12 protein-coding genes and 1 pseudogene are annotated in these 15,635 nt (G+C 71.6%); 12 read left to right on the forward strand and 1 reads right to left on the reverse strand.

Features of this window, described 5'->3' with window-relative positions:
- Positions 1 to 2: 2 nt before the first annotated feature.
- Positions 3 to 785 (forward strand): ABC transporter permease, encoded by a 783-nt coding sequence (locus PV682_RS17255; protein ID WP_319730678.1) that lies wholly within the window; start codon positions 3 to 5, stop codon positions 783 to 785.
- A gap of 25 nt (positions 786 to 810) precedes the next feature.
- Complete coding sequence (locus tag PV682_RS17260; RefSeq protein ID WP_319730680.1) at positions 811 to 1,626, forward strand: ABC transporter ATP-binding protein; 816 nt, start codon at positions 811 to 813, stop codon at positions 1,624 to 1,626.
- 823 nt (positions 1,627 to 2,449) lie between these two features.
- On the opposite strand, the gene PV682_RS17265 is transcribed toward PV682_RS17260, so the two are convergent.
- A complete protein-coding gene (locus tag PV682_RS17265) occupies positions 2,450 to 2,914 on the reverse strand; it encodes a hypothetical protein (protein WP_319730682.1) in 465 nt (154 codons plus the stop codon).
- Between the two features lie 259 nt (positions 2,915 to 3,173).
- Here PV682_RS17265 and PV682_RS17270 point away from each other — a divergent pair, with 259 nt between their 5' ends.
- The 10 genes and pseudogenes from PV682_RS17270 (at position 3,174) to PV682_RS17315 (ending at position 15,582) form a co-directional block, all read left to right on the forward strand.
- Positions 3,174 to 4,343 carry a sensor histidine kinase gene (locus PV682_RS17270; protein WP_319730684.1) on the forward strand — a complete coding sequence of 390 codons (1,170 nt, stop codon included), beginning with the start codon at positions 3,174 to 3,176 and terminating at the stop codon, positions 4,341 to 4,343.
- Positions 4,340 to 5,016: pseudogene (locus tag PV682_RS17275) on the forward strand (response regulator). The gene PV682_RS17270 and the pseudogene PV682_RS17275 overlap by 4 nt, the downstream one beginning before the upstream one ends.
- A 167-nt stretch (positions 5,017 to 5,183) precedes the next feature.
- On the forward strand, positions 5,184 to 6,983 hold the full coding sequence (locus PV682_RS17280; protein ID WP_319730686.1) for a S8 family peptidase: 1,800 nt from the start codon (positions 5,184 to 5,186) through the stop codon (positions 6,981 to 6,983).
- A 349-nt stretch (positions 6,984 to 7,332) separates the two neighbouring features.
- Complete coding sequence (locus PV682_RS17285) at positions 7,333 to 9,156, forward strand: FAD/NAD(P)-binding protein (protein WP_319730688.1); 1,824 nt, start codon at positions 7,333 to 7,335, stop codon at positions 9,154 to 9,156.
- Positions 9,153 to 9,860, forward strand: coding sequence for a class I SAM-dependent methyltransferase (locus tag PV682_RS17290; RefSeq protein ID WP_319730690.1), 708 nt, complete (start codon positions 9,153 to 9,155; stop codon positions 9,858 to 9,860). Before PV682_RS17285 ends, PV682_RS17290 begins: the two co-directional genes overlap by 4 nt.
- Positions 9,861 to 9,863: 3 nt before the next feature.
- Entirely contained in the window at positions 9,864 to 11,348 is a 1,485-nt protein-coding gene (locus tag PV682_RS17295; RefSeq protein WP_319730692.1) for an argininosuccinate lyase, read from the forward strand.
- Positions 11,345 to 12,262, forward strand: a complete 918-nt coding sequence (locus PV682_RS17300) for a GHMP family kinase ATP-binding protein (protein WP_319730694.1) — start codon at positions 11,345 to 11,347, stop codon at positions 12,260 to 12,262. Before PV682_RS17295 ends, PV682_RS17300 begins: the two co-directional genes overlap by 4 nt.
- Positions 12,252 to 14,525, forward strand: a complete 2,274-nt coding sequence (locus PV682_RS17305) for a pyridoxal-phosphate dependent enzyme (protein WP_319730696.1) — start codon at positions 12,252 to 12,254, stop codon at positions 14,523 to 14,525. The genes PV682_RS17300 and PV682_RS17305 overlap by 11 nt, the downstream gene beginning before the upstream one ends.
- Entirely contained in the window at positions 14,522 to 15,283 is a 762-nt protein-coding gene (locus PV682_RS17310) for an AzlC family ABC transporter permease (protein WP_319730697.1), read from the forward strand. The genes PV682_RS17305 and PV682_RS17310 overlap by 4 nt, the downstream gene beginning before the upstream one ends.
- Positions 15,283 to 15,582: an AzlD domain-containing protein gene (locus PV682_RS17315; protein ID WP_055719446.1), complete on the forward strand. Its 300-nt coding sequence runs from the start codon at positions 15,283 to 15,285 to the stop codon at positions 15,580 to 15,582. The genes PV682_RS17310 and PV682_RS17315 overlap by 1 nt, the downstream gene beginning before the upstream one ends.
- The last annotated feature ends 53 nt before the right edge of the window (positions 15,583 to 15,635 follow it).

Consider the following 15,635-nt stretch of genomic DNA (forward strand, 5'->3'; position numbering starts at 1 on the left):
ACATGTCCGTGCGCAGCGCCGTACGCGGTGTCCTGCTCGCCGTCACCCTGCCCGCCGTGCTGTTCGCCGTGTGGTGGTTCGCCAGCGCCGGCAGCACCGACTTCTACCTGCCCCCGCTCTCCACGATCCTGGACACGTTCACCGAGGTCTGGACCCTCGACCGGCTGAAATCGGACGTGCTGCCCAGCCTGCTGCGGCTGACGGCCGGATACCTGCTCGCCGCGGCCGTGGGCGTCGCGGTGGGCCTCGCCGTCGGCGCGGTCCGGGTGCTGCGCGAGGTGCTGGAGCCCGTCCTGGAACTCTTCCGCGCCGTTCCGCCGCCCGTACTCGTTCCCGTGATCATGCTGTTCGCGGGCATCGGGGACACCATGAAGATCATCGTGGTGGCGAGCGGCTGCGTCTGGCCGATCCTGCTGAACACGGCCGAAGGGGTCCGCGCCGTCGACGAGGTCCTCGACGACACCTGCCGCTCCTACGGGATCACCGGGCCGTCCCGGCTGTGGCACCTCGTGCTGCGCTCGGCGAGCCCGCAGATCCTCACCGGCATGCGGCAGGCCCTGTCCATCGGCATCATCCTGATGGTCATCAGCGAGATGTTCGCCTCCACCAACGGCCTCGGCTTCACGATCGTGCAGTTCCAGCGCTCGTTCGCCATCCCCGAGATGTGGAGCGGCGTCCTGCTGCTCGGCCTGCTCGGCTTCCTGCTGTCCCAGCTCTTCCGGTTCGTGGAGAACCGGGCCCTGGCCTGGTACCACGGTGCGCGCCGTGCCCAGCGCGACTCCTGACCGACAGGCTCTCCCGGAGGTGCCCATGTCCTTGCTCGACATTCGGAATCTACAGAAGACCTACACCGGGCACGGCCGCACGGTCGAGGCACTGCGCGACGTCACCTTCTCCCTCGACGCGGGCGAACTCGTCTGCCTGGTGGGGCCGTCCGGCTGCGGCAAGACCACCCTCCTCAAGTGCGTGTCCGGACTCCTCGACCCCACGGGCGGTGAACTGCGCCTCCAGGGCAGGCCGATCACCGGACCACCGCCCGGGATGGCCGTCGTCTTCCAGGAGTACGGCCGCTCCCTGTTCGCGTGGATGACCGTCCGGCAGAACGTCGCGCTGCCCCTGCGCGGGAAGAAGCTCGGCAAAGCACGCCAGGCCGAACTGGTCGAACACGCCCTGGACGTCGTCGGCCTGAGCGACGCCCACGCCGCCTACCCCTGGCAGCTCTCCGGCGGCATGCAGCAACGCGTCGCCATCGCCCGCGCCGTCGCCTACCAGCCCGAAGTGCTCCTGATGGACGAACCGTTCGCCGCCGTCGACGCCCAGACCCGCGCCGACCTGGAGGACCTCGTCCGACGCCTGTGGCGCGACCTCGGCGTCACCGTCCTGTTCGTCACCCACGACATCGACGAGGCCGTCTACCTCGGCCAGCGCACCATCGTCCTGTCGAAATCGCCGACCGTCGTCAAGGAAGACCTGCGCATCGACCTCCCCGACGAACGCGACCAACTCCACACCCGCTCCACCCCTCGCTTCGCGGAGCTCCGTGCGCGGGTCTACGCGCAGATCCAACGAGCCAAACACGAACAGCCGGAACAGCCCAGCACACCGGCTGTGCGAACCGGACACTGAGAAAATCCGGCGGGCCTGCTACGGCGGACGGGCAGGAGGCCGGCGACGTCTCGGCGGCGCCGGCCGTGAGGTGGGCTGTCCCGCGCAACGACGAGGACTCCTGACAGACGGGTTCTCGACCAGGATCGCCCGCGTCCGCCGAGAGCCTCGCGCGCTCCCCACGACACGTCCCGGCGTACGGTCCTGCGCGGTGCGCTCGCCACGGCGGGGGCGGTCGTCGTCGGCGCCGGACTCGCCGGGCTCAGCGCCGCGAACGGATCGACACCCGGCACACCCATATCCGCAACCTCGCGGACGAACTCGGCCTGCGTCTTGAGGAGGACGATCCCGGCCGCCGGCACGGCGAACGCTCGGTCCTCCGGCTCCAGGGCGCCGTACGCGGCGAGGCCGTGGTCTCCACGGACATGGACCTGGTCGAGAAGCGGCAACGACCTGATCCCGGGCGCACTGGCCGCCCGCCTGCCAAGCCCGCCCTGCACGTCGGCGCGCCCCTGCTCGCCGTACGCCGCACCGGCGACGCCTACCGGCTGAGCTTCGGCGGCGTCCGCCGGGAGGTGATCGCCGACCGCGTCGTCCTCGCGCTTACACCAAGTACGGGGGGTGGACCGGCCGCTGCGAGGGACGGCTGCACTTCGCGGGCGAACACACCAGCACGCACAGTCAGGGGTACCTGGAGAGCGGCGAGCGCGTCGCTCGCGAGGTGCTCACCCCGCTCGGAGGAGGCTGAGCGCACCGGGGTCCCGCCCGGCTCTCCCGTGGAGAGGGGGCCGGGCGGGTTTTCCGGTCGTGTCACGCGGTTGCCCGGCGACGACCGTCCCCCGTCTCAGCGGTAGTAGTACGCCTTCGCCTCGACCGTGTGCGCCTTGCCCTTCAGGCAGATGCGCATGTAGTACGCCGTGCCGGACGACGCCTTCGTCTTCACCGTCATCCAGTTGCCGGTGCAGTAGCCCCAGCCGCCCTTCTTGACGACCTTCTTGTCACGGGTGCGCACCACGTCGATCTTGTACTTGGTGCCGTCACCGCCGTTCCAGCAGCGCGCGTTGACGCCGAGCGTGCTGCTGCGCGGAACGAAGTCGGGCGTGGCCCAGTACTTGGTGGGCTTGTGGCTCTTCGGGCCCCAGATCAGGTGCCAGCTCGCCTTCGCGGCGGCGGCCCCGGTCTGCGAAGTGGCGGTGCTCTGCGCCACCGGAGCCACCGGCGCCGCCTGGGCGGCCGGAGCGGCTACCGCGAGCCCGGTGCCCAGCGCCACGGTGGCCGTCGCCAGGGCGAGGCTCTTTCGCGCCGTCATCGTGTCGAATCCTTTCCCGGACCACCGGCCGGGTTCCCCCGTCGGGCCCCCGTGTCGACCGTGTCCGTGCGGCGCCCGGTGGTCGGCCGCGGCGCCGGCGTGCTGATGCAAGAAACTACGGACGGTCCGTGCCGGGCCGCGTCCGGCAGCGGGTTGAACTCCCGGCGGACCCGCGGCGGTAGACGCCCGGTTCCTCCAACTTTCGCGGTACCGCGGCAGTTTGACGTCCCGCCGCCCGACCCCCGGCTACGCTGCGGCAATGCGGATCCGCCCCCCAGTCCGGGCCGGCCTGGCGGCCGACGTGCTGATCGCCGTGGCACTCGCCGGTGTGTCCGTGCTCCTCGGGCAGGAAGCCGTGAGCCAGGGATGGTCCTCCCTCGACGCGCCCGCGTACGCGCTCGTCGGGCTGGTCAACCTGCCGCTCGCGCTGCGCGGCCGGGCGCCGGTCGCCGTCTGCGCCGTCGTCCACCTCGTGTGGTTCTGCTACGTCACCGCCGGCTACTGGCCCGTCGTGAACTCCTTCGGGCCGATGCTCGCCGTCTACACGGTGGCGTCGCTGCGTCCCGTGCGGACCTCCGTCGTCTGCGCCGTCGCGATGGCCGGGGTCTGGATCGACGCGGGACTGGTCAGTGACGGCGGCTCCATGGCGTCCGTCGCCGGCCAGGCCGTCGTCTTTCGCGCCGTGCTGTGGCGCTTCGGTGTCATCGCCCGCCGCAGCGCCGAACTGACCGGCAGGCTCCGCGCGGAGCAGGCCGAGCGGGCCCGCCGGGAAGTGGCCGAGGAGCGCGGCCGGATCGCGCGCGAACTGCACGACGTGGTGGCCCACCACATGTCGGTCATCTCGGTGCAGGCGGGCCTGGCCGGGTTCGTCTTCGACTCGGACCGCGACACGGCGCGCGCCGCGCTCTCCACGATCTCCGGCACCAGCGCGGAGGCCCTCGACGAACTCCGCCGCATGCTGCGGGTGTTGCGGGCCTCGGACGAGGACGGCGCCCCGGCCACGCCCATGCCGGGCCTCGCGCGCCTGGGGGAGATGGTCGAGCGCGTACGGTCCGGCGGCGTGCGGGTCGGCCTGCGGACCGAGGGCACGGTCCGCCCGCTCGCGCCCGGCGTCGAACTGTGCGCGTACCGCGTCGTGCAGGAGGCGCTGACCAACGTGCTGAAGCATGCGCCCGGAGCCGCCGCGAGCTTGGAACTGCGCTACGGGCCACGCCAGTTGGAGGTCAGCGTCGTGAACGACGGACAGGGGGTGATTCCGGACAAGGTTCCGCCGGGCAGCGGGCACGGGTTGATGGGCGTGCGTGAGCGGGCCAAGCTCTACGGTGGGCGGGTCGACATCGGCCCGCGCGGCGAGGGGGGTTTCGCGGTGCGTCTGACGCTGCCCACCTCCGCACCGACCGTGGGCGAAGGGGGAGACCCATCGGGATGACCAGGGTGCTCGTCGTCGACGACCAGTTCCTGATCCGCGCCGGCCTGGTGGGGCTGCTGCGCGCGGCACCCGGCATCGAGGTGGTCGGCGAGGCGGGCGACGGCGAGGAGGCCGTCGCCCTGGCCGCACGGACCCGTCCCGACGTCATCCTGATGGACATCCGGATGCCCGGCATGAGCGGCGTCGCGGCCACCGAGAAGATCCTCGCCGAAGCCCCCGACCCGCCGCCCCGGGTCCTCGTCCTGACCACCTTCGACCTCGACGAGTACGTGTACGGCGCCTTGCGCGCCGGTGCCTGCGGCTTCCTGCTCAAGGACTCGGGGCCGGACCGGCTGCTCGCCGCGGTGGCCGCGGTCGGCGGGGGAGACGCGCTCTTCGCGCCCAGCGTCACGCGCCGCCTGGTCGAGGCGTTCGCCCACCAGGCCGCGGACGCCGGAAGGTCGGACGAACCGCCGCCCGATCTGGGCGCGTTGACCGCGCGCGAGGTGGAGGTGCTGAGGCTGACCGCCCGCGGCCTGTCCAACCTGGAGATCGCCGGCGAACTGTTCATCAGCGAGGCGACGGTCAAGACCACCTCAACCGCACGATGACCAAACTGGACCTGGGCAGCAGGGCGCAGGCCGTGGTGGTGGCCTACGAGACGGGGCTGGTCACTCCGGGGGGCGCGGGCTGACAGGCCACTTCCCGGCACCTGCAGCGCGTCTGTTTTCGGCCATGCCGTGTCCTGTACGGAAAGGTACTTCCCTTCAAGGTCATGCACCTGACATTTTGCATCCACCATTCGTTTCGTACGGTCCGGCCGGTGCCCTCGGCATGGCCGGGCCGTCTCCGGAGGACGCATTGACACCCCACATATCCAGCCGCACCAGACGCACCCTCGCGCTGGCGGTCACCCTCGGCGTCGCCCTCCCGTTCGGCGCCACGAGCGCCCTCGCGGGCACGCTCCCCGTCGTCCCCGCCACCGCGCAGGCCGCCAAGGCCCACGCCCCGGCCGCGGCCCCGGCCGCCCAGAGCGCGGACTGGGTGGCCGGCACGCGCGCCTACCTCGTGATCACCGCCCCCGGTAACACGTCGGCGGTCCGCACCGCGATCACGGCCAACGGCGGCACCGTCTTCTCCGGCTTCGACGCCATCGGCGTGATCGTCGCCCACTCGGCGTCCAGCGGATTCGCCACCGCCATGCGCGCCGTCGCCGGCGTGCAGCAGGTCGGCGCCACCCGCACCTCGGACGTCCCCGCCGACGCCTACAGCCCGGCGCTCCCGACCAGCCCCTCCCAGTCCTCCACCCCGGCCGGAGAACCGGTCCGGGCCGACATGAGCCAGATCAAGGCCGACCAGGCCTGGGCCGTGAACCCGGGCTCCGCCTCCGTCACGGTCGGCATCCTGGACACCGGAGTGGACGACCAGCACCAGGACCTGGCGCCCAACTTCGACGCCGCCGACTCGGTCTCCTGCGCCTACGGCAAGCCCGACACCCGCACCGGAGCCTGGCGGGACGTCGACACGCACGGCACCCACGTGGCGGGCACCGTCGCCGCGGCCAAGAACGGCAAGGGCGTCGTCGGCGTGGCACCCGGGGTGAAGATCGCCGCGGTCCGGGTCGCCGAGCCGGGCAACTCCTTCTTCTTCGCCGAGAACACCATCTGCGGCTTCGTCTGGGCCGGTGACCACGGCTTCAAGGTCACCAACAACAGCTATTACACGGACCCGTGGCAGTTCAACTGCCCGGACAACATCGACCAGGCCGCCATCATCGAGGGCGTCAAGCGCGCCCAGGAGTACGCCGAGAGCAAGGGCTCCCTCCAGGTCGCCGCGGCGGGCAACGAGAACTACGACCTCGCCCACAAGACGACCGACTCCGCGAGCCCGAACGACTCGACGCCGGTCACCCGCACCATCACCAACGCCTGCCTCGACATCCCGACCGAACTGCCGGGCGTGGTGACGGTCGCCGCCAACGGCTCGGGCGTCACCAAGGCATCGTTCTCCAACTTCGGACAGGGCGTCATCGACGTCTCGGCGCCGGGCAGCAACGTGTACTCCACCCTCCCCGGCGGCGGCTACGGCAGCAAGAGCGGCACCTCGATGGCCAGTCCGCACGTGGCCGGCGTCGCGGCACTCATCGCGAGCGCCGACCCGGGCATCACCCCGGCGCAGATCCGCGCCAAGCTGGCCGCCCAGGCCAACGACATCGCCTGCCCCTCGGACAGCCGCTGCACGGGCACGACGGCCAACAACGGGTTCTTCGGCGAGGGCCAGGTCGACGCCCTCAAGGCCGTCGGGGCCACCCCGCCGCCCGGCGCGTACTTCGAGAACCTCGCGGACGTCGCCATCGCCGACAACGCGACCGTGGAGAGCCCGATCGCCGTCACCGGCGTGACCGGCAACGCCCCGGCCGCCCTCAAGGTGGGCGTGGACATCAAGCACACCTACATCGGTGACCTGAAGGTCGACCTGGTGGCGCCCGACGGCACCGTCTACACGCTGCACAACCGCACCGGCAGCGGCGCCGACAACATCGCCCAGACCTACACCGTGAACGCCTCCTCGGAGGCCGCGAACGGCACCTGGAAGTTGCGCGTCAACGACAACGCCGCCTCCGACACGGGCAAGATCGACGCCTGGAACCTCACCTTCTGACGCGGGCCCCGGCACCTCCGCCTGGACATCCAGGCGGAGTTCACCGGCGCTGGATATATACGGGCGACGGAAAGAGAGGGAATCGCATTCGCGTGCCGGAGCCGGAGATTCGGAAAGTCGATCATTCGATGGGTGTGGCCGATTCTCGGCGGTGTGGGGGAGTGGGCGACTGGCGTAGGCGCTGCTCGGGGCGTTCCGCGAGCGGAGGGGGTGTCTCCGGTGGCGGGAATCGGAGCAGGAATGCGCCATTGTCGAATCGGGGTGTGGTGACCATGGTGGTGGAGGTTAGGCTGGGACGCGTTCAATAACACGCTGCCTACGGGGGTTGCGGGTGGGCTCCGAATTAAGAGTGGGGATCATCGGTCTGGGGTCCCGAGGGTGCAGCATTCTGGAGCGGATCGTCTCATTGGCTCGGAATGAAACCCTCCCCTTTTCCGTGAGAGTCGACCTGGTCGACCCCACGTCATCAGGTCAAGGATTGCACGCCACCGATCAACCGGACTATCTGCTCCTGAATACGCTCTGCGGCGAGATATCCATGTTCCCGGGCCCGGAATCCGTGGGCGCCGCAGCAGCGGAGAGCGGGCCAGGACTCTTCGACTGGGTCACGGCGCGCGGGCTGCGGCTGGCCGAGGACGGCCATACGGTGACCCGGTCGGGCGGGCGTCCCATCGTCCCCGGTGATTTCCTGCCCCGGCGGATCCTCGGGGAATACCTGCGCTGGTTCTTCGAGTGGACGTGCCGCAGGGCCCCGGAGGGAATGCGCCTGCACATGCACCGCTCCGAGGCCGTCGACGTCCAGTCGCACGAGGAGACCGGCGTACGGATCACCCTGGCCGACGGGACGGCGCTCACCAGCGACTACGCTTTCCTCACGCTCGGGCACGTCGGAAACGGCCGGCGGACCGGGACGCGTGCCGTCGCCGACCCCTATCCGCTGCCCGAGAGCGTCGAGGCCATCGCGCCCGGGGAATCGGTGGCCGTCGGAGGGTTCGGGCTCTCCGCGATGGACGTGGTCTCCGCCCTGACCATCGGGCGCGGCGGACGGTTCTCCCGGAAATCCGGCGAGGTCCGTTATCGGCCCAGCGGAGCGGAACCCCGGATTCTGCTGTACTCCCGATCCGGAATGCCTTTCCGGGTCCGGCCGAAGCGCGAGGAGATGACGAGCCGATTCCAGCCGATGGCCCTCACCCGCGAGACCGTCGCGTCACTGAGGTCGGCCGGCCCGCTGGATTTCGACGAGCAGCTCATGCCGCTGATGCTGAGCGACATACGGATCGCCCACCTCCGATGCCGGACCCTGGTCGAGGAAGGGCACGAAGCGGAAGAGGAACTGGCGGCGGACCTCGCCGAAGCCGTCCGCTCGGGAAAACTCCCCGAGGTGCTCGACGCACTCGACACGTCTTTCGACCCGACCACCCTGTGGGACCCGTCCCAAAGCATGGAACTGCACGACAGCCACGACTATCAGAAATGGCTGACCAGGACGGTGGGCGACGATCTCACCGAGGCGGAGAAGGGCCTTTCCGGCAGCCCGCTCAAAGCGGCGGCGGAAGCCGTACGAGAGGTCCGTGACATTCTGCGCGACGCTGTCAACTTCCGTGGCCTGACCTCGGCCTCGCTCGACACGTTCATGAGCCGTACCGTGCCGCTGATGAACCGCGCGGTCGTCGGCCCGCAGAAGGAGAGGTACGCCGAACTCCTCGCCCTGGCCGACAGCGGAATCGTCCGTTTCCCCTTCGGCGCGGCTCCCCGCGTCGCCCCGGCGGAACCGGGCCCCGGCTGGACCGTGTCGTCGACCACCCTGGAGGTCCCGTACCGGGAGCGCGTGGACTGGCTGTGCGCGGGCAACGCCCCCTGGCCCGACCTCGCCGGCTCGGCGAGCCCGCTGGTCCGCTCGCTGCGCCGGCGCCGGCTGCTGACGCCGTACGCGCCGGACAGCGGCAGCGTCACAGCCGCCGACGTCGACCCCTCGCTCCACCCGGTCGGACCGGACGGCACCGGCGACCCGCGGCTGTGGCTGATCGGCCCGCTGTGCGAGGGCGCCACCTTCTACAACCACCTGATCCCGACGCCCGGCTACTCACGCGCCTTCGTCGACGCACACCGCTGCGTGACGGACATGTACGAGCACTTCACCCGCACCACGCCAGAAGAAAGGGCCCGCCCGTGACCACCGACACCACCTCCGACGAGCTGGCCAAAGGGCAGTGGAACGACGCCTACCTCCTCGACGGCCACGCCAACCTCTGGGGCGACCCCCCGGTCCCGTACGTCGTCAACACCGCCAAACTCTTCGCCGACCACGCCGCCTTCATCGTCCTCGACCTCCCCTGCGGCGACGGCCGCAACCTCGCCCCCCTCGCCCAGGCCGCCAAGATCGTGCTGGCCGGCGACACCTCCCACAACGCGATGCGCATCGCCCGTACGGTCACCGCGAAAGCCGGCGCCGACAACGTCCTGTTCCAGGAGACCGACGTCTTCGCCACCGGCCTGCCCGACGCCGGCGTCGACGGCATCTTCTGCTGGGACCTCCTGGGCCACCTCACCGAACCGGTCAAAGCGCTCCAGGAGCTGTACCGGATCTGCCGCCCGGGCGGCCACATCGTCGCGAACATGTGGACCATGGCCGACTGCCAGGTCGCGGACCCCGGCATGGTGGCCATCGGCCCCAAGGAGTACCGCGACCACGCCGACTTCTACTGCAAGTTCTACGACCGCCCCGACCTCGACGCCTACCTCGCGCAGTGCGGAGTGGCCGACGAGGTCGTCGCCATCGAGCGACTGCGCTGGATGGAACCCCCGCACGCCGGATACCGGCCGTACTTCCACGAGCACGAGAGCCTCGCCTTCACCCTCCGCAAGAACGAGGGATGACCCGTGAGCACGCCCCTGTCCGGACGGGTCTCCGCCGGCCCGCACCGGCTGCTCCACGACGAGGTCCTCGCCCCGCAGTTCGCCTTCGAGACCGAACACCTCCTGCCCTGGTACGTGGCCATCGAGAAGGTCCTGGCCGTCGAGTACCGGCGGATGGAGCTGATCACCGCCGACGAGGCCCGCCGGATCGGCGAGGCCCTGCACGAGATCACCGCCGACACCCTCACCGCCGACCCCGACCGCAACCTGTCGGACATCGCCTTCGCCGTCGAACGCCACGTGGCGGACCGGCTGACGGACCCGGTCGTCGCCTGGCACGCCGACCGCAGCCGCAACGACCTCCAGGCCTGCGCCCAACTCATGTTCGCCCGCCACCAGCTGGCTCTGACCGCCCGCGCCCTGCTGACCTTCGGCGAGACGGTACGCCAGACGGCCGCCCGGCACACCGAGACCGTCATGCCCGGCTACACCCACGCCCAGGCGGCACAGATCATCACCGCCGGCTACTACCTCGCGGCCCTGTCCGAAGAAGTCGTCGAGACCGCGGGCCGCCTCCTGGCCACCTACGACGACATCGACCAGTGCCCCCTGGGAGCCGGCGCCATGGCCGGCCAGGAACTGGACTGGGACCGCCACAGCGCGGCCCGCCTGCTCGGCTTCCGCACCCCGCGCCGCCACGCCCTGATGGCGGTGGCGTCCCGCGGCTGGGCCATGCGGATCACCGGCGAACTCGCCCTGTTCGGCACCGTCCTGAGCCGCTTCACCACCGACCTCATCACCTGGGGCGGCAGCGAGTACGGCTTCCTCGACCTGCCCGACGCCTACGCGGGAATCTCGTCGGCGATGCCCCAGAAGAAGAACTTCCCGCTGCTGGAACGCATCCGCGGCCGGACCGCGCACCTGACGGCCTTCCACGTCGACACCCTGGCCGGACAGCGCAACACCGCCTACGCCAACTCCGTCGAGGTCTCCAAGGAGGCCGGCGCCCACCTCCTGTCCGCCTTCCTGACCGCACGCTCCGTCCTCGCCCTGGCCACCGCCGTCGCCGGACACCTCGACCTCCGCACCGACAGGATGGCCGCGGCCTGCTCCCGCGAGTACGTCGGCGGCTTCACCCTCGCCAACCAGCTCACCCTCGCCGAGGGCATCCCCTGGCGTACCGCGCAGGTGGTGGCCGGCACCTACATCCAGACCGCCCTCGAACAGGGCCTGACCCCCCGCCAACCGCGCCCGGACCTGCTGCGCCGCGCCGCCCAGGACCACGGCCACACGCTCACCGCACCCGAACAGGCCCTCGCCACCGCCTTCGACGTGCACGGCAGCATCCACCGCAAACGCTCCGCCGGCTCCACCCACCCCGCCGAGGTACGCCGCCTGCTCGCCGCCCAGGCCGACGCCCTCCAGGACGCGGCATCGGCCTGGGACGCGCGCGACGCCCGCGTGCACGACGCGCTCACCGGGACCGACCGCCTGCTGGGCCTCGTATGAGCCCCACCACCGGCTTCGGCACCGCCAACGGAACCTTCGGAGAACTCCTCCAGGGCATGCTGCCCGACGGGCGGCGCTTCCTGGTCACCCTCCCCCTCGACGCCTGGGCGCACGCCACGTTCCGGCCCACCGCCGGCGCCACCGTCTCCGTCCACCCGCCCGGCAAGACCAAGGCGAAACTGCTGGCCACCCGCATGCTGCGCGCCTACGGCCACGACGGCGGCGTCCTCGAACTGACCGGCCGCATCCCCGAGGGCAAGGGCCTCGCCAGTTCCTCGGCCGACCTGGTCGCCACCGCCCGCGCGGTCGCCGACGCCCTCGCCGTCCCCCTGGACGAGGAGACCACCGAACGCTTCCTGCGCGGCATCGAACCGTCCGACGGCGTCATGTACGCGGGCGTCGTCAGCTACTACCACCGCCAGGTACGGCTGCGCGAACGGCTCGGCTTCCTGCCGGCGCTGACCGTGGTCGCCCACGACAGCGGCGGCACGGTCGACACCGTCCGCTTCAACCGCACCGCCCCCGCGCCGGACCGCCGCACCCGCCGCGAGTACGCCGTACTCCTCGACGCGCTCTCCACCGCCGTCCGCGCCCGCGACCTCGCCGCGGTCGGACAGATCGCCACCCGCAGCGCCGAACTGCACCTGGGCCCCGTACCCGGTCTGCGGTTCGAGCGGATGCGGAAGATCTGCCGGGAGGTCGGCGGGCTCGGCCTGGCCGTCGCGCACAGCGGCACCTACCTCGGGATCCTGATCGACGGACGCACCGACCCGGCCGGCCACCGGGAACGCGTCGAACGGGCCCGCGCCCAATGCGCCGAACTGCCCGGCGCCATCACCGTGTTCCGCACCTGTGACGAACCGTCATCCACCGTGCGGCGAACCGGACTTGCCGGAGGCGACTATGCTCTTTGAGAGCGTCACAGCAGCGATCGGACACACCCCTGTGATCCGCGCCCCCGTCGAGGCGGCGGACGGCGTGGAGACCTACCTGAAGCTGGAGTTCCAGAACCTGTACGGGATGAAGGACCGCGTGGCCCGGAACATCATCACGGAAGCCCGCAGGCGCGGCACCCTCGCCGAAGGCGCTCCGATCATCGAAAGCTCCTCCGGCACCATGGCCCTGGGCGTCGCCCTGGTCGGCGCGGCGCTCGGACACCGCGTCCACATCGTCACCGACCCCCGCATCGACCGCGTCACCCTCGCCAAACTCCGCGCCCTCGGCTGCGAGGTGCACATCGTGGACGCGATGACCGGCAAGGGCTGGCAGAGCGCCCGCCTCGAACTCCTGCACCGGCTGCGCGCCGACCTCCCCGGCGCGTTCTGGCCGGACCAGTACGAGAACCCCGACAACCCCGCCGCCTACCGGCTGCTCGCCGCAGAACTCACCGACGACCTGGGCGAGTTCGACGTACTCGTCGGCTCCGTCGGCAGCGGCGGATCGCTCTGCGGCACCGCACGCGCGCTGAAGGACACCCTGCCCGGCCTGCGCGTGGTCGGCGTGGACAGCGTCGGCAGCGTCCTGTTCGGGCAGCCCGACCGGCCCGGGCGCCGGCAGAGCGGGCTCGGCAACAGCCTGATGCCGGGCAACCTCGACCGGCGCCTCATCCACGAGGTGCACTGGCTCAACGACCGCGAAGCCCTCTCCTCCGCCCGCGAACTCGCCCGGGAACAGCAGATCTTCGCGGGCAACACCTCGGGCTCCGTCTACCGGGTCGTGCGGCACCTGGCGGCCCGCGCCGAGCCCGGGACCCGCATCGTGGGCATCCTGCCCGACCGCGGGGACCGGTACGTCGACACGATCTACGACGACGGCTACTGGGCCGCCGAAGCCCTGGACGCCCAGACCGCCGCCCCGGCCCCCGCCACCATCTCGGCCCGCTCCGGACAGACCGCCGAGACCTGGTCGCGGGCCGAGGACATCGACCGCTCGCACAGCGGGCAGCGCCTGCTGTTCATCGAGTCCAACACCACCGGCACCGGCATGCTCGCCCTCGGCCTCACCCGGGGCCTCGGCCCGCGCCCCGTCCTGCTCACCAACGACCCCGGACGCTACCGGGGCCTGACGGACACCGGCGCCGACGTCCTCACCTGCGACACCAACGCGCTCCCGGCCCTGCGCGAGACGATCCTGCGCGAGTTCCGCCGCGAACAGATCGCCGGCATCACCACCACCAGCGACTTCTACCTCACCGCCACCGCCGAACTCGCCGCCTGGCTCGGCCTGCCCGGCAGCCCGGTCGACGCCGTCGCCCGCTGCCGGGACAAGTCCCGCACCCGGCACGCCCTGCGCGACGCCGGAATCCACCAGCCCCGCTTCGCCACGGTCACCGCCGCCGACGACCTGGACGCGGCGACGGCCCGCACCGGCCTGCCGTGCGTCACCAAACCCGTCGACGACAGCGGCTCCAACCACGTCCTGCTCTGCACCACCCCCGATCAGGTACGCGCCCAGGTACGGCGGATCCTGGCCGAGGAGACCAACGTCCGCGGCCAGTCCACCGCCGGCGCCGCCCTGATCGAGGAGTACCTCGACGGCCCCGAGTACAGCGTCGAGACCATCACCCGGCACGGCGAGACCCGGTGTGTCGGCATCGTCGAGAAACACCTCACCGGCCACCCGCACTTCGTCGAACACCGGCACGTCTTCCCCGCACCGCTCGCCCCGGACGCCGCGCACGCACTGACCGACACCGTACGGCGCGCCCTGGACGCCGTCGGACTCACCGACGGCACCGCGCACACCGAGGTCCGCCTCACCCAGGACGGCCCGGTCGTCATCGAGATCAACGGGCGCCCGGCCGGCGGGATGATCCCCGAACTGATCCGGCTCACGACCGGACTCACCCTCCAGGAACAGCAGTTGCGCATCGCACTGGGCCTGCGCCCCCACACCGCGGCACCCCCCGACGGCGTCGCCGTCATCCAGTTCCTGCTCACCGACCGCGCCGGAACCCTCGCCCGCGTCGACGGCGCCGACGCCGCGCGCGCCGTCGACGCCGTCCGGCAGGTCGTCGTGACCGCCGTACCCGGACAGCGGGTCCAGCCCGCCCGCAATGCCTACCACCGCCTCGGACACGTGATCTCCTGGGCCCCGACCGCCGACGAGGCCACCGCTGCCTGCGCCAAGGCCCACGCCGAACTCACCGTCGTCCTGGAAGAACCGCACCCCCGATGAGCGGAGGCACCATCGCACCCGACCCCCAGCCGCAAACCGTCCCGGACGGCGACGAGGACTGGCCCCGCCGCAGGACCGCGGTCATCCGTGACTCGGTGGGCGTCGGCCTGGCCGTCGGCGCCCTGGGACTGTCCTTCGGAGCCCTCGCCGTCCTCGCGGGCTTCAGCCCCGCGCAGTCCTGCGTCCTGTCCCTGCTGATGTTCTCGGGAGCGTCGCAGTTCGCCGTGATCGGCGTCATGGGCTCCGGCGGGAACCCGGTCACCGGCGCCGCCACCGCCGTCCTGCTCGGGGTACGCAACAGCCTCTACGGCCTCGCCCTCTCCCAGCTCCTGCGGGTCCACGGAGCCCGCCGGGTCCTCGCCGCGCACCTGGTGCTCGACGAGAGCTCCGGCATGGCCATGGGACAGCCCACCCGCCGCGCCGCCCGGCTGGCGTTCTGGGCGACCGGCACCGCCGTGTTCGTCTGCTGGAACCTCGCCACCCTCGCCGGCGCGATCGGCGCCGAGGCCCTGCCCGACCCCGAGGCACTCGGACTCGACGTCGCCTCGCCCGCCGCGTTCGTCGCCCTGCTCATGCCCCGGCTGCGGACACCCCGCCTCTGGGCGGTGGCCGCCGGCGCCGCGGCCACCGCCATCGTGACCGCCCTCGTCCTGCCCGCCGGCCTCCCCGTCCTGGTCGCGGGGCTCGTCGCCTGCCTCGTCGCCCTCGCCGCGCGCGGCCGGACCGCCAACGACCAGGACCCGAAGGGAAAGCGCTGATGTGGACCGCGATCATCCTCGGCATCGCCGGGGTGTACCTCCTCAAACTCGCCGGGCTCTGCGTCCCCGCGTCCGTCCTGGAGAAGCGGCAGGTCCAGGAGATCTCCGCGCTGCTGCCCGTCGCCGTCCTCGCCGCCCTCGTCGCGATCCAGACCTTCACCACCGACCACCGCCTCGTCCTCGACGCCCGCGCCCTCGGCTTCGGCGTCGCCCTCGTCGCGGCGCTCCTGCGGGCGCCCTTCCTGCTCGTGGTGGCCCTCGGCGCGGCCACCGCGGCCCTCGTACGGTTCCTGTGGTGAGCGGGCCGTGACGTGGGACGGGGGCCGCTCGGTATAGACGACACAACCAGGAA

This window comes from Streptomyces niveiscabiei (assembly GCF_033794345.1).
Lineage (GTDB): Bacteria > Actinomycetota > Actinomycetes > Streptomycetales > Streptomycetaceae > Streptomyces > Streptomyces niveiscabiei.

Bases quoted from the DNA above. Each gene is read 5' to 3' on its own strand.
- PV682_RS17255 (WP_319730678.1), top strand. From the start codon at position 3: ATGTCCGTGCGCAGCGCCGTACGCGGTGTCCTGCTCGCCGTCACCCTG.
- PV682_RS17260 (WP_319730680.1), top strand. From the start codon at position 811: ATGTCCTTGCTCGACATTCGGAATCTACAGAAGACCTACACCGGGCAC.
- PV682_RS17265 (WP_319730682.1), bottom strand. From the start codon at position 2,914: ATGACGGCGCGAAAGAGCCTCGCCCTGGCGACGGCCACCGTGGCGCTG.
- PV682_RS17270 (WP_319730684.1), top strand. From the start codon at position 3,174: ATGCGGATCCGCCCCCCAGTCCGGGCCGGCCTGGCGGCCGACGTGCTG.
- PV682_RS17300 (WP_319730694.1), top strand. From the start codon at position 11,345: ATGAGCCCCACCACCGGCTTCGGCACCGCCAACGGAACCTTCGGAGAA.
- PV682_RS17305 (WP_319730696.1), top strand. From the start codon at position 12,252: ATGCTCTTTGAGAGCGTCACAGCAGCGATCGGACACACCCCTGTGATC.
- PV682_RS17310 (WP_319730697.1), top strand. From the start codon at position 14,522: ATGAGCGGAGGCACCATCGCACCCGACCCCCAGCCGCAAACCGTCCCG.
- PV682_RS17315 (WP_055719446.1), top strand. From the start codon at position 15,283: ATGTGGACCGCGATCATCCTCGGCATCGCCGGGGTGTACCTCCTCAAA.